The sequence below is a fragment of the Aeromonas dhakensis genome, from assembly GCF_002285935.1.
Lineage (GTDB): Bacteria > Pseudomonadota > Gammaproteobacteria > Enterobacterales > Aeromonadaceae > Aeromonas > Aeromonas dhakensis.
In genome coordinates this window covers 1,924,515-1,937,914 of record NZ_CP023141.1, presented here as the reverse complement: position 1 = coordinate 1,937,914, position 13,400 = coordinate 1,924,515, and the positions used below count along the sequence as shown (strand labels likewise).

Below are 13,400 nucleotides of genomic sequence, written 5' to 3'. Positions count from 1 at the left end.
CAACCCGGTAAATGAGAGAGGCGCCCTTGGGCGCCTCTTTTTATGGCTTGGCTTATGGCTTGGTACTGTCTGGCTGCTCAGGGAGAGAGCGGCTCACGGTGATATTCATCGGCCCCGCACTCGGGGCAGGTGCCTAGCTGTTCCGGGTGCAGCACGGTATGGCGCCACTCGCAGTGATCGCACACCAATACCCCGAGCCCCACCCAGTCGCCGGCCCGGTAGACCCCCTTGTGCTCCAGCTCGTCCGTCAGCTCCTGCCACTCCACCTGGGTACGGTCGGTCACGTCCGCCAGCCAGGACCAGGCGGTGTCCTTGAGCGCCAGCATGAAGGCGGACTCCTCCACCTGCTCATCCTTGCGCCCCTCGTCATAGTTGCCCAGATCCCGCTTCACATACTCGGCGATCAGCGCCAGCTCGTCCTGGGTCAGATCCCCGGCCGCCTCCAGATAGGCCTGTACCTTGGCGATCATCCGGTTGAGGCGCTCCCCCTGGAACTGTTCTGTCTCTTGCCACTGCTTCTGCAGTTCGGCAATGAAGGCTTCGTACCCTTTTTGACGTTTGTCCATGGCCGTTACTCCTCTACTGAACCCTGATCGAGCCCGGCTTAAGGCCCGAGGGACGCTGGCGGTTGTTGCCGCCGCAGGATATGGGTATTCTATTGCGATTTCCCAGCTGATTTATCTATCCATTTCACAGATCCGGATGTCACCAATGCAAGAGCAATACGTTCCCCAATCCATAGAACCAGCAGTGCAAAAGCACTGGGATGCCAAGAAAACCTTCAAGGCGGTGGAGAAAGTAGACAAGGAAAAGTTCTACTGCCTCTCCATGTTCCCCTATCCGTCTGGTCGTCTACACATGGGGCACGTTCGCAACTACACCATAGGTGATGTGATCTCCCGTTATCAACGCCTCAATGGCAAGAACGTGCTGCAACCCATCGGTTGGGACGCCTTCGGCCTGCCGGCGGAAAACGCCGCCATCAAGAACAACACGGCGCCGGCCCCCTGGACCTACGAAAACATCGAATACATGAAGAACCAGCTGAAGATGCTGGGTCTGGGTTATGACTGGGATCGCGAGCTGGCTACCTGCAAGCCGGACTACTACCGCTGGGAGCAGTGGTTCTTCACCAAGCTCTACGAGAAGGGTCTGGTCTACAAGAAGACCTCCTCCGTCAACTGGTGCCCGAACGACATGACGGTGCTGGCCAACGAGCAGGTTGTCGACAACTGCTGCTGGCGCTGTGACACCCCGGTGGAGCAGAAAGAGATCCCCCAGTGGTTCATCAAGATCACCGACTACGCCGAAGAGCTGCTCAACGACATCGACAACCTCGAAGGCTGGCCTGAGATGGTCAAGACCATGCAGCGCAACTGGATTGGCCGCTCCGAAGGGGTCAACATCAGCTTCGCCATCGAGGATCAAACTGAGCATCTCGAGGTCTACACCACCCGTCCGGACACCTTCATGGGCGTGACCTATGTGGGCATCGCCGCCGGTCACCCGCTGGCGCTGCAGGCTGCCGAAAGCAATCCGGAGCTGGCCGCCTTTATCGAAGAGTGCAAGAACACCAAGGTGGCCGAAGCCGAGCTCGCCACCATGGAGAAGAAGGGCATGGCCACCGGCCTCTACGCCATTCACCCGCTGGATGGCCGCAAGGTGCCGGTCTGGGTCGCCAACTTCGTGCTGATGAACTACGGCACCGGCGCCGTGATGGCAGTACCGGGTCACGACCTGCGTGACCACGAATTCGCCACCAAGTACGGCCTCGAGATCAAGCCGGTCATCAAGCAGGCCGACGGTGAAGCACCGAACGTGATCGAAGCCGCCTACGCCGAGAAGGGCGTGCTGTTCAACTCTGGCGAGTTCGACGGCCTCGACTTCCAGGGTGCTTTCGATGCCATCGCCAACAAGCTGGAAGCCCTGGGCCACGGCAAGCGCACCGTCAACTACCGTCTGCGCGACTGGGGTGTCTCCCGTCAGCGCTACTGGGGCGCCCCCATCCCGATGCTGACCCTGGCTGACGGCACCGTGGTGCCGACCCCGGAAGATCAGCTGCCGGTACTGCTGCCGGAAGACGTGGTGATGGATGGCATCCAGAGCCCGATCAAGGCCGACGCCGAGTGGGCCAAGACCACCTACAACGGTCAGGAAGCGTTCCGCGAGACCGATACCTTCGACACCTTTATGGAGTCCTCCTGGTACTACGCCCGCTACTGCTCCCCGGACTACGACAAGGGCATGCTGGATCCGGCTGCTGCCAACCACTGGCTGCCGGTGGACCAGTACATCGGCGGCATCGAACACGCCTGTATGCACCTGCTCTACGCCCGCTTCTTCCACAAGCTGCTGCGTGACGCGGGCCTGGTGAACAGCGACGAACCGTTCAAGCGCCTGCTCTGCCAGGGCATGGTGCTGGCTGACGCCTTCTACTACAAGGACGAGAAGGGCGGCAACGTCTGGGTCAGCCCGCTCGACGTCAAGGTTGAGCGCGACGACAAGGGTCGCATCACCAAGGCGGTCGACCTCGAAGGCCGTGAAGTGATGCACTCCGGCATGACCAAGATGTCCAAGTCCAAGAACAACGGCATCGACCCGCAGCTGATGGTGGAGCGTTACGGCGCCGATACCGTCCGTCTGTTCATGATGTTCGCCTCCCCGGCCGAGATGACCCTGGAGTGGTCCGACTCCGGCGTGGAGGGTGCCCAGCGCTTCCTGCGCCGCCTGTGGCGCATCACCTTCGAGCACGTCTCCGGTGGCGCCGTTGCCGCTCTGGATCTGGCCGCCCTCACCAGCGACCAGAAAGCCGTGCGCCGCGAGCTGCACAAGACCATCGCCAAGGTGAGCGACGACGTGGGTCGCCGTCAGACCTTCAACACCGCCATCGCCGCCATCATGGAGCTGATGAACAACCTGGCCAAGCTGGGCAGCGACGCTCAGGATCGCGCCCTGATGCAGGAAGCGCTGGAAGCGGTGGTGGTCATGCTCTACCCCATCACCCCGCACATCGGCTTCGAGCTGTGGAAGATGCTGGGCAAGGGCGACGACATCGATCACGCGGCCTGGCCGGTGGCCGACGAGGCCGCCATGGTCGAGACCGAGAAGCTGGTAGTGGTGCAGATCAACGGCAAGATGCGCGGCAAGTTGACCGTGCCGGCCGAGATAAGCCAGGCCGACGTCGAGAAGCTGGCCATGGCCGATGCCTCGGTCCAGAAGTTCACCGACGGTCTGACCGTGCGCAAGGTGATCTACGTGCCGGGCAAGCTGCTCAACATCGTAGCCAACTGATGCCATATCGCTTACTGGCAACCGGGGACCGGTTCGGGTCGACGCAACTGCGTCGCCAACGGAGCGGTTGCCAAGCGGTCACAGCAAACGGATGATAACGGCGGGCCCTGCGCCCGCCGCTCTTCACTTCATGCAAAGAGGATTTTCTATGGGCACCACCCTCACCCGCTGGATGGCCATCCTGCTGACCGGTCTGCTGCTGCAGGCCTGCGGCTTCCAGATGCGCGGCACCGCCATCCCGCCCGAGTTGATGACCATGAAGGTGGTCGGTGACAACAAGAGCGACTTCTACCGGCTGGTCACCACCCGCCTCAAGGCCGCTGGCGTCGAACTCGCCGACAAGGAGGGCATTCCGGTGCTGACCCTGTCCGGCGTCGGCAGCACCAGTCAGGTCGCCTCCGTCGACTCCATCGGCCAGGCCCGTGAGTACGTGCTGGGCTACAACACCCAGTTCACCGTCTCCATGCCGGGCAAACCGACCCAGGTCTTCCCCATCGCCTTCAACCGCAGCTTCCTGAACAAGCCGGACGCGGCGCTCGCCTCCTCCCGCGAGCAGGAGCAGCTCGGCAAGGAGATGCAGGAGCAGGCCGCCAACCTGGTGATCCGCCAGCTCAGTCAGGTCAAATTCTGATGCGCCCATCCTGATGAGAGTGTGTTGATGAGAGTCTATCCCGAGCAGTTTGCGGATCATCTCAAGGCAGGGCTCAAGCCCTGCTATCTCATTTTTGGGGACGAGCCTTTGCTCAAGCTCGAGGCCATCGACGCCGTGCGCCAGGTGGCGCGCAAACAGGGCTTCGATGAGCGCCACAGCTTCGTGGTGGAACAGGGGCTGGACTGGAATCAGGTCTACGATGCCTGCCAGGCCATGAGCCTGTTCTCGGCCCGCCAGATCATCGAGCTGGAGCTGCCGGCCAAGGTCGACAAGGAGTTGGCCGCCCGCATCAGCGAGATCGGCAAGCAGCTCCACCCCGACCTGCTGCTGGTACTGAGCGGCAATCGTCTCAACCAGACCCAGATGAAGGCAGCCTGGTTCGACAAGCTGAGCCAGAGCGGCACCTATGTGCCGGTCAACCACCCCGAGCCCCGCTTCTTCCCGCGCTGGATGAGCGCCCGCTTTCAGCGCTTCGGCCTCAAGGCGCTGCCGGATGCGGTCAACTTCATGTGCCACTCCTACGAGGGCAACCTGCTGGCCGCCAGCCAGGAGATAGAGAAGCTGACCCTGCTCTCGCCGCCCCAGCCCATCAGCGTCGCCTATCTGCAGGAGACCATCATCCGCCACGCCCACTTCACCCCGTTCCAGCTCATCGACACCCTGCTGGAAGGGAAGGTGAACCGGGCCCAGCGCATCCTGCTGGCCCTGCGCGCCGAGGGCACCGAGCCAGGCATGCTGGCCTGGACCCTGTGCCGCGAGCTGGAGCAGCTCACCGAGCTGGCACTGGCGGCCAGGGCCGGTCAGCCCCTGGTGGAGCATTTCAGCCGCCTGCGCATCTGGCAGAGCCGCCAGCAGCTTATTCAGCAGGCGCTGACCCGGCTCCCCTTCGCCAAACTGCAGCAGTTGTGGCAGCTGATGGCCCGCCTCGACGACGCCCAGCGTCGCTTCGATACCGAGCAGGCCTGGCTGATGCTGCAAACCATCGCCCTCGGTTTTCGCGATGGCACCCCCTTGCCGCTGGCGGGATCTGACGCATGATCCAGCCCGTCGACATCCCGGCCATCCCCGGCGGGGAGCCCATGCTGCAGCCGCCCATCGGCATCCTGGGGGGAACCTTCGATCCCATCCACATCGGCCATCTGCGCCCGGCCATCGAGGCCCGCGACGCCATTGGTCTGGCCGAAGTACGTCTGTTGCCGAACCATATCCCGCCCCACCGCGCCAGCCCCTTCTGCTCGAGCGAGCAGCGTCTGGCCATGGTTGCCCTGGCGGCGGCGGAAAACCCGGGCTTCGTGGTGGATGAGCGGGAGCTCAAGCGCGAGACCCCCTCCTGGACCATCGACACGCTGATCGAGCTGAGGAGCGAGCTGCCGGACACCCCGCTCTGCTTTCTGATGGGGATGGACTCCCTGCTGAGCCTGCCAAACTGGCACCGCTGGCAGGAGCTGCTCGACTACGCCCACCTGGTGGTGAGCACCCGTCCCGGCTGGCAGCCGGATTACCCGGCCGCAGTGGCCGCGCTGCTGGCCCGCCACCAGACCCGCGAAGTGGCGGAGCTGCACCGGCTGCGCCACGGCCGCATCTGGCTGGCGGACAACCTGCCCGTCGAGCTGTCGGCCACCCGGCTCAGAGAGCGCTTGGCGGCGGGAGCGGATCCCCGCTATCTGCTGCCGCCATCGGTGGCGGAGTACATCCGCCAGCAGGGGCTCTATCGACCGGCCTGAACCCGGTTTGCCGGGGTGGTTGTCCGGCGCGGATCGCGCACTATAGTGATCAACAGGGGGCCGTTTTCCGAGCGGGCACGGCCCCTGTTCCACTCCCCTTCACCGGACTGGGAAACGGGAGTGACCATGATATAATCCGCCGCCCTCACGCCGTGAAAGCGCGCCGGAATACAGGAGAGACTCATTGCAAGGCCAAGAACTGCATGCCTTTATCGTCGACAAGATCGATGACATGAAAGGCCGCGACATCATCACCCTCGATGTGCGCGGCAAATCCAGCATCACCGACACCATGATCATCTGCTCCGGCAACTCCAGCCGTCACGTCAGCGCCATCGCCCACCATCTGGCCAGCGAAGCTCGCCATGCCGGGCTCGATCTGCTGAGCGTGGAAGGCCAGCTCACCGGCGAGTGGGTGCTGGTGGATCTGGGCTCCGTCATCGTGCATGTGATGCAGGATGAGCATCGCGATTTCTATCAGCTGGAAAAACTCTGGAGCAACACCGCTCAGGTGAATGCGCAATAAACGAGCACAAGTGTAACGACCGATGAAAATCCAGTTGATTGCGGTGGGCACCAAGATGCCCGCCTGGGTAGAGCATGGCTTCGAAGAGTATCGCCGCCGTTTCCCCAAAGACATGCCATTCGAACTTGTCGAGATCGGCGCCGGAAAACGTGGTAAAAATGCCGACATTCCCCGCATTCTGCAAAAAGAGGGGGAAGCCATGCTGGCTGCCGCCGGCCGCTCGCGCATCGTGACCCTGGACATCCCCGGCAAACCCTGGACTACCGAGCAGCTGGCCGTGCAACTGGAAGCCTGGAAGCTCGATGGCCGCGACGTGGCCCTGCTGGTGGGTGGCCCGGAAGGGCTCTCCCCCGAATGCAAGGCTGCCGCCGAGCAGAGCTGGTCGCTGTCGCCGCTGACTCTGCCCCATCCGCTGGTGCGGGTGCTGGTGGCCGAGAGCCTCTATCGCGCCTGGAGCATCACAACCAATCATCCGTATCACAGAGAGTGAACCATGCGCTATTCCAGCATCACCCTCACATACCCGTATCACAGAGAGTGAGCCATGCACCATCCAAGCATTCCCCTCTCAAACCCGAATCACAGAGCGTGAGCATGCACATCTGCACCCCGTTTCTCACCTGCTCGACAGTCATAAGGTAGCGGCATGCTGAAGACTCGCATCGAAATGCGCGACCACAGCGCCGAGGGTCGCCTCTTCTTCCGACGAACCCTGGTCGCCTACGTTGGCATGATAGTGCTGATGCTGGTGCTGCTGGGCAATCTCTACTACCTGCAAGTAGAGTCTTACGACACCTACCAGACCCGTTCCAACGACAACCGCATCCGCGTCGTGCCGGTGGCACCGCCGCGCGGCCTCATCTATGACACCAACGGCGTGCTGCTGGCGGAAAACCGCCCTGTCTACAGCCTCGAGATCGTGCCGGAAGAGACCAAGGATCTGGAGAAGACCGCCGACGAGCTGATCGCCCTGCTGAAGCTGCCGGAGGGGACAAAGGAGAAGTTCCTGGCCGAGGTGAAACGCCAGCGCCGCTTCAAGCCGGTCGCCCTGTACGAGAAGCTGACCGAGTATCAGGTCGCCCTCTTCTCGGTGAACCAGCACAACTACCCGGGTGCCAGCATCGAGGCCTACCTCAAGCGCTACTACCCGTTTGGCGACACCCTGACCCATGCGCTGGGTTACGTGGCCAAGATCAACACCCGCGACGTGGAGCGCCTCGACAAGGAGGACAAGCTCGCCAACTATGCCGCCACCAAGGACATCGGCAAGCAGGGGGTGGAGAAGTACTACGAGGATCAGCTGCACGGCGTGGCGGGCTACCAGGAGGTCGAGGTGAACAACCGCGGCCGGGTGGTGCGCACCCTGAAATTCCAGCCGCCCGAGCCCGGCAAGGACATCTACCTCAACATCGACATCCGCCTGCAGCTCAAGGCCCAGCAGCTGCTGGCCGGCCGCCGCGGCGCCATCGTGATGATGGATCCCAATACCGGTGCCCTCCTGGCCATGGAGTCGAGCCCGAGCTATGACCCCAACCTGTTCGTGACCGGCATCTCCAGCGCCAACTACTCGGCGCTACTCAACGATCCGGCCCGGCCGCTGGTGAACCGCACCACCCAGGGCATCTATGCCCCCGCCTCCACCGTCAAGCCCATGATGGCGGTGATGGGGCTCAACGAGGGGGCCATCACCCCCAACTACCGCTACTTCGGCGGCCCCAGCTTCTCCATCCCGGGCACCACCAAGAAGTTTCGCGACTGGCGCCGCTGGGGCCACGGCTGGCTCGACGTCTATCGCGCCATCGAGGTGTCGGCGGATACCTACTTCTACGATCTCGCCTACCGGGTCGGCATCGACAAGATCAACAGCTACATGACCAGGTTCGGCTTCGGTCAGTACAGCGGTGTCGACATCTACGAAGAGACCAAGGGGGTCATGCCGTCCCGCGACTGGAAGATGGCCCGCTGGCGCCAGCCCTGGTATCAGGGTGACACCATCTCCATCGGTATCGGCCAGGGCTACTGGAGCGCCACCCCAATCCAGCTGGCCAAGGCCATCAGCATCCTGACCCAGAACGGCCACGACGTGACGCCGCACCTGCTCAAGAGCACCGCCTCCATCGATGGCGTGGTCAACGCCCCCATCAACCCCAACATGGCCATCCAGACCAAGAGCGACAGCTACTGGCAGGTGGCCAAGGACGGCATGTGGCGGGTCATCAACGGCCACGAAGGGACCGGCCGGCGTGCCTTTGCCAACACCCCCTACAAGGCGGCAGGCAAGTCCGGTACCGCCCAGGTGGTGGGCCTCAAGGAGAACCAGGTCTACAACGCGGCCACCACCAAGGTGGAGCATCGCGACAACGCCCTGTTCGTCTCGTTCGCCCCGTTCGAAGCACCCAAGGCGGTGGTCGCCCTGGTGCTGGAGAACGCCGGGGGCGGCAGCGCCATGGCGGCGCCGGTCGCCCGCAACATGCTGGATGCCTATCTGCTGCCGCCGGAGCCCCAGCTGCCGCCGGCACCGGCCAAGAAGCCCCAATCTGAAGAGGTCGCTCCTCATGAGTAACTCCGCTCGCCAGCAGAGCATCTGGTACAAGCTGCACATCGACTTGCCGCTGCTGCTCGGCCTGCTGACCCTGATGTCCCTCTCCATGGTGGTGCTCTACTCCGCCTCCGGTCAGGACGTCGACTCCATCGTGCGCCAGCTGGTGCGTGGCGGACTGGCGTTCGCCCTGATGATCGGCATGGCCCAGCTGCCACCCTCCCTCTATGCCCGCTGGTCGGTGCCCCTGTTCGCAGTGGTGGTGCTGCTGCTCATCGCGGTGGACGTGTTCGGCCACATCGGCAAGGGGGCTCAGCGCTGGCTGGACCTCGGTTTCATGAAGTTCCAGCCCTCCGAGGTGATGAAGCTCTCCATGCCCATCATGGTGGCCGCCTGGCTCAGCCGCCATTCGCTGCCGCCCAAGTTCAGCCACCTGGTGCTGAGCCTCATCATGGTGCTGCTGCCCACCCTGCTGATCGCGGCCCAGCCCGACCTTGGCACCTCCATCCTGGTAGCCGCCTCCGGCTTCTTCGTCATCTTCCTGGCGGGGATCAGCTGGTGGCTGATCGGCCTCGCGGTGCTGCTCATCTGCGCCTTCATGCCGGTGCTCTGGTTCTTCCTGATGCACGACTACCAGCGCCAGCGGGTATTGATGTTGCTGGACCCGGAGAAGGACCCGCTCGGCCGCGGCTACCACATCATCCAGTCCAAGATCGCCATCGGCTCCGGCGGCGTGTTCGGCAAGGGCTGGCTGCAGGGCACCCAGTCCCAGCTGGAGTTTTTACCAGAACGGCATACCGACTTTATCTTCGCGGTGTTCAGCGAGGAGTTCGGTCTGGTGGGGGTCGCCCTCCTGCTGGTGATCTACCTCTATATCATCAGCCGCTGCCTGTTTATCTCCATGCAGGCCCAGAACAGCTTCGAACGTCTGCTGGGCGGTGCCCTGACCCTGACCTTCTTCGTCTACGTGTTCGTCAACATGGGGATGGTGAGCGGCATCCTTCCGGTGGTCGGCGTGCCCCTGCCGCTGGTGAGCTACGGCGGCACCTCCATGGTGACCCTGATGGCCGGCTTCGGCATCCTGATGTCCATCCAGACTCACAGAAGGCTGCTGGCCTGATGCGACTGGCCGGTGTGCTGCTCTCGCTCGTTGCCCAGGCCGCAGCGGCGGCCGTCGAGCCCCCCGGGCTCGCCCGGCTCGCCGAGCAGCAGCAGGTGCCGCTGGCCGAGTTGCAGGCCGCCACCGCCCAGGCCAGCCTGCGCCAGGAGGTGCTCGACACCATCAGCCGCCCCTGGGAGGCCAAACCCTGGCATCGCTACCGGCCGCTGTTCATCACCCCGGAGCGGATCCGGGACGGGGTCGGCTTCTGGCAACGCCACGCCGCCACCCTGGAGCGGGCCGAGCAGACCTATCAGGTGCCGGCCTCCCTCATCGTCGCCATCATCGGCATCGAGACCTTCTACGGCCGCCAGATGGGCCGTCATCCGGTACTCGACAGCCTCTACACCCTGGGCTTCCACTACCCCGAGCGGGCCGACTTCTTCGCCAAGGAGTTTGCCCAGCTGGTGCTGCTTGCCCGGGAAGAGAAGTGGCCGCTCACCCTTCTCAAGGGCTCCTATGCCGGTGCCATGGGGATGGGTCAGTTCATGCCCTCCAGCTATCGCCACTACGCGGTCGACTTCGACGGCGACGGCAAGCGCGATCTGTTCGCCAATCCGGTGGATGCCATCGGCAGCGTCGCCAACTATTTTGCCGAGCATCAGTGGCGCTGGGGGGAGTCGGCGGTCGAACCCGCCTTGATCGGACTGGCGCCAGTGGGTACCCTGCTGGGGCCTGCCCCCGAGCTGACCCAGACCTGGGCCGAGCTGGCCGCCGCGGGCATTGAACTCGCCACCCCGCTGGCACCCGACACGCCGGTGAAACTGCTGGCATTGGAACAGGCCGATGGACCGGAATACTGGGTCGCGCGCCACAATTTTTACGTGATCACCCGCTATAACCGCAGCCCGCTCTATGCGATGGCGGTGCATCAACTCAGTCAAGCAATCCAGGACGCGTATGCATTACAGCCACAAACTTCTCCCGCTCAGCCTGACCTTGTTGCTGGCCGCCTGTAGCAGCCAGCCGGAACAGCTTCCCCCGCCTCCCGAACCGGTCCAGCCGGAAAAACCCCAGGTCATCGAGATCCCGCAGGCCACCGGCGCCATCCCGCGTCCCGAGCCCCTGAGCGCCAGCGGCAACCGTGACTACTGGATTGGCAAGCAGAAGAACGAGGTGTGGCGCGACATCAAGCATTACAGCGAAGAGGGGACCGCCAGCTGGCTCTCCCAGGATCTGGACGGCCAGAAGACCGCCAACGGCGACGTGCAGGACAGCAAGCTGTTCAGCGCCGCCCACCGCAACCTGCCGCTGCCAAGCTATGTGCGGGTCACCAACCTGGACAACGGGCAGGAGACCATAGTGCGGGTCAACGATCGCGGCCCCTTCGGCAGCGATCGGCTGATCGACCTCTCCCATGCCGCCGCCACGCAGCTGGGGATGGTGGAAGGGGGTGAGGCGCGGGTACGGCTCGAGCTCATCAACGACACTCCGGATCAGATGGTGCTCATGGCCCCCATGAAGCCCATCGAGATGACGCCGACCACACCGGCCGCCGCGGCCCCCGTCGCTCAGGACGGCTTCGTCGACCAGCCCACCGAGCTGGCCATGGCCACGCCGGCCGCCGCCGAACAGGCCCCCGTCAAGGCGCCGGTCACCAAACCCGCCAAACCGGCAGCGGCCAAGACGGCGGCGCCCGCCAGCAGCGGCGAGGGCAAGATGATCCAGGTGCTGGCCAGCGGCTCGCAGGCACGGGCGGAGGCGATGGGCAAGGTGATGACCCAGCGTCACGGCCTGCCCTATCGGGTGGACGCCCATGGTGCCATCTTCCGGGTGCTGATCGGCCCCGTGCCTGCCGACCAGCAGGCCGCCACCCTGGAGAAAGTACGCCAGGGGGGGCTGGAGCAAGCCTTCATCGTCCCCTGAGCGTCTCAGGCTCAAGCTGACCGAACCGCCCTCTGTGGCCCGCCATCACGTCGTTTCCCGGCGTGATGGCGGCAACGGACGGAGAAAAAACCAGACCAGATGGCACGTCGGGCTTTGACCGACGGTCGCTTCTGGTATAGTGAAGCCCGCATTTTTAACTTGGGTTACCCCAACCAGGCACCAGGAATTTCAAGATGTCCAAATTTGCCCGTTCAGTTATTCTGGCCTCCCTGATAAGCGCCACCGCCCAGGCCAACACGCCTGTACCGACCCCGACGCCGAACGCCAACCCCGTGGTGGTTCCCGCCGCGCCGGAGATCTCCGCCAAGGCCCACATCCTGATCGACTACTACTCCGGTCAGGTACTGGCCGAGCAGAACGCCGAAGAGCGTCTGCCGCCCGCCAGTCTGACCAAGATGATGACCTCCTACATCATCGGCCAGGAGCTGCTGAAGGGGAACATCAAGCGCACCGACATGGTGACCATCAGCCAGAACGCCTGGTCCAAAAACTACTCCGACTCCTCCAAGATGTTCATCGAGGTGGGCAAGCAGGTCTCCGTCGATGATCTCAACAAGGGCATCATCATCCAGTCCGGCAACGACGCCTGCGTCGCCATGGCCGAATTCCTGGCGGGCAGCACCGACTCCTTCGCCAGTCTGATGAACAGCTGGGCCGCCAAGCTCGGCATGAACGACAGCCACTTCATGAACCCGCACGGTCTGGATGCGGAAGGTCACTACAGTACCGCTCACGACATGGCGCGCCTGGGCCAGGCCCTGATCCGCGACCTGCCGGAGGAGTACAAGATCTACGCCCAGAAATCCTTCGTGTTCAACGGCATCACCCAGCACAACCGCAACCGCCTGCTGTGGGACCAGTCCCTGCAGGTTGATGGCATCAAGACCGGCCACGTCAGCCAGGTCGGCTACAACCTGGTCTCCTCCGCCACCAACAACGAAGGCATGCGCCTGATCGCCGTGGTACTGGGCGCCAGCAGCGAAGCCTCCCGCGCCGCCGAGAGCAAGAAGCTGCTCACCTACGGTTTCCGCTTCTTCCAGAGCCTGACCCCCTACAAGGCCGGCACCGAGCTGGTGACCCAGAAGATCTGGATGGGCGACAAGCCGGAAGTGAAGCTGGGCGTCGACAAGGACGTCTCCGTGCTGGTCACCCGTGGCCAGGGCAACAACCTCAAGGCGGACTTCCAGCTGGAGAGCGAGCTGAAGGCACCGCTGGCCAAGGGTCAACGGGTCGGCACCGTGTTCCTCAAGCAAGGGGACAAGGAGATCAAGCAGGTACCGCTGGTCGCCCTGGAAGAGGTGCAAGAGGGTGGCCTGATGAGCCGTCTGTGGGACTACCTGGTGATGCTGGTCTCCAGCTGGTTCAAGTAATCCACACGCAGGATCCCGACCAAACAGCGGCGCCAACAGGCGCCGCTGCTGTCTTTTTGGGGTCGGGCCAGTCAATAACCCTGTAAACTGCAGGTTCCGCCGACTGACGATTTGTGGTAAAAAGCAGCACCTCCATCCCTTGTCTGCCGGTCCGGCCTTGATCCCGGCCCGGGCAATGCCCATATACACTTGAGCAGTGCCCCGCACAGACGGGGGCATGGCGGCCCCGAGGGGCCAACGGCCATTAGCCAC

The 13,400-nt window shown here is 63.6% G+C and carries 12 protein-coding genes; 11 read left to right on the top strand and 1 reads right to left on the bottom strand.

The window, feature by feature from the left end; genetic code table 11:
• Positions 1–77: 77 nt before the first annotated feature.
• A complete protein-coding gene (locus CK627_RS09495) occupies positions 78–566 on the bottom strand; it encodes a zinc ribbon-containing protein (protein WP_095592197.1) in 489 nt (162 codons plus the stop codon).
• Positions 567–711: 145 nt separating this feature from the next.
• On the opposite strand from CK627_RS09495, the gene leuS reads away from it, so the two are divergent.
• From leuS to CK627_RS09440, 11 genes are all read left to right on the top strand, one after another.
• Positions 712–3,291: a leucine--tRNA ligase gene (gene leuS / locus CK627_RS09490; protein ID WP_095592196.1), complete on the top strand. Its 2,580-nt coding sequence runs from the start codon at positions 712–714 to the stop codon at positions 3,289–3,291.
• A gap of 148 nt (positions 3,292–3,439) precedes the next feature.
• Positions 3,440–3,922: an LPS-assembly lipoprotein LptE gene (locus CK627_RS09485; protein ID WP_005298250.1), complete on the top strand. Its 483-nt coding sequence runs from the start codon at positions 3,440–3,442 to the stop codon at positions 3,920–3,922.
• Between the two features lie 27 nt (positions 3,923–3,949).
• Positions 3,950–4,981: a DNA polymerase III subunit delta gene (holA, locus tag CK627_RS09480; protein WP_095592195.1), complete on the top strand. Its 1,032-nt coding sequence runs from the start codon at positions 3,950–3,952 to the stop codon at positions 4,979–4,981.
• A 41-nt stretch (positions 4,982–5,022) separates the two neighbouring features.
• The gene (gene nadD, locus CK627_RS09475; protein ID WP_095593473.1) at positions 5,023–5,667 is read left to right on the top strand and encodes a nicotinate-nucleotide adenylyltransferase; all 645 of its coding nucleotides are present in this window, start codon (positions 5,023–5,025) and stop codon (positions 5,665–5,667) included.
• Positions 5,668–5,851: 184 nt separating this feature from the next.
• Positions 5,852–6,193 carry a ribosome silencing factor gene (gene rsfS / locus CK627_RS09470; protein ID WP_005298244.1) on the top strand — a complete coding sequence of 114 codons (342 nt, stop codon included), beginning with the start codon at positions 5,852–5,854 and terminating at the stop codon, positions 6,191–6,193.
• 22 nt (positions 6,194–6,215) lie between these two features.
• Complete coding sequence (rlmH, locus tag CK627_RS09465; RefSeq protein WP_005298242.1) at positions 6,216–6,683, top strand: 23S rRNA (pseudouridine(1915)-N(3))-methyltransferase RlmH; 468 nt, start codon at positions 6,216–6,218, stop codon at positions 6,681–6,683.
• Positions 6,684–6,839: 156 nt separating this feature from the next.
• Complete coding sequence (mrdA, locus tag CK627_RS09460) at positions 6,840–8,756, top strand: penicillin-binding protein 2 (protein ID WP_095592194.1); 1,917 nt, start codon at positions 6,840–6,842, stop codon at positions 8,754–8,756.
• Positions 8,749–9,852, top strand: a complete 1,104-nt coding sequence (gene rodA, locus CK627_RS09455) for a rod shape-determining protein RodA (protein WP_005298235.1) — start codon at positions 8,749–8,751, stop codon at positions 9,850–9,852. Before mrdA ends, rodA begins: the two co-directional genes overlap by 8 nt.
• Positions 9,852–10,850 carry a lytic murein transglycosylase B gene (mltB, locus tag CK627_RS09450; RefSeq protein ID WP_095592192.1) on the top strand — a complete coding sequence of 333 codons (999 nt, stop codon included), beginning with the start codon at positions 9,852–9,854 and terminating at the stop codon, positions 10,848–10,850. Before rodA ends, mltB begins: the two co-directional genes overlap by 1 nt.
• Complete coding sequence (locus tag CK627_RS09445) at positions 10,792–11,757, top strand: septal ring lytic transglycosylase RlpA family protein (RefSeq protein WP_095592191.1); 966 nt, start codon at positions 10,792–10,794, stop codon at positions 11,755–11,757. Before mltB ends, CK627_RS09445 begins: the two co-directional genes overlap by 59 nt.
• A gap of 194 nt (positions 11,758–11,951) precedes the next feature.
• Complete coding sequence (locus CK627_RS09440; protein WP_005298230.1) at positions 11,952–13,148, top strand: D-alanyl-D-alanine carboxypeptidase family protein; 1,197 nt, start codon at positions 11,952–11,954, stop codon at positions 13,146–13,148.
• Positions 13,149–13,400: the final 252 nt, after the last annotated feature.

What these genes read in the sequence shown, in the direction of transcription:
- rodA (WP_005298235.1), top strand. Translation starts at nt 8,749, where the DNA reads ATGAGTAACTCCGCTCGCCAGCAGAGCATCTGGTACAAGCTGCACATC.
- mrdA (WP_095592194.1), top strand. Translation starts at nt 6,840, where the DNA reads ATGCTGAAGACTCGCATCGAAATGCGCGACCACAGCGCCGAGGGTCGC.
- CK627_RS09495 (WP_095592197.1), bottom strand. Translation starts at nt 566, where the DNA reads ATGGACAAACGTCAAAAAGGGTACGAAGCCTTCATTGCCGAACTGCAG.
- nadD (WP_095593473.1), top strand. Translation starts at nt 5,023, where the DNA reads ATGCTGCAGCCGCCCATCGGCATCCTGGGGGGAACCTTCGATCCCATC.
- holA (WP_095592195.1), top strand. Translation starts at nt 3,950, where the DNA reads ATGAGAGTCTATCCCGAGCAGTTTGCGGATCATCTCAAGGCAGGGCTC.
- rlmH (WP_005298242.1), top strand. Translation starts at nt 6,216, where the DNA reads ATGAAAATCCAGTTGATTGCGGTGGGCACCAAGATGCCCGCCTGGGTA.
- CK627_RS09440 (WP_005298230.1), top strand. Translation starts at nt 11,952, where the DNA reads ATGTCCAAATTTGCCCGTTCAGTTATTCTGGCCTCCCTGATAAGCGCC.
- CK627_RS09445 (WP_095592191.1), top strand. Translation starts at nt 10,792, where the DNA reads ATGCATTACAGCCACAAACTTCTCCCGCTCAGCCTGACCTTGTTGCTG.
- leuS (WP_095592196.1), top strand. Translation starts at nt 712, where the DNA reads ATGCAAGAGCAATACGTTCCCCAATCCATAGAACCAGCAGTGCAAAAG.
- CK627_RS09485 (WP_005298250.1), top strand. Translation starts at nt 3,440, where the DNA reads ATGGGCACCACCCTCACCCGCTGGATGGCCATCCTGCTGACCGGTCTG.
- mltB (WP_095592192.1), top strand. Translation starts at nt 9,852, where the DNA reads ATGCGACTGGCCGGTGTGCTGCTCTCGCTCGTTGCCCAGGCCGCAGCG.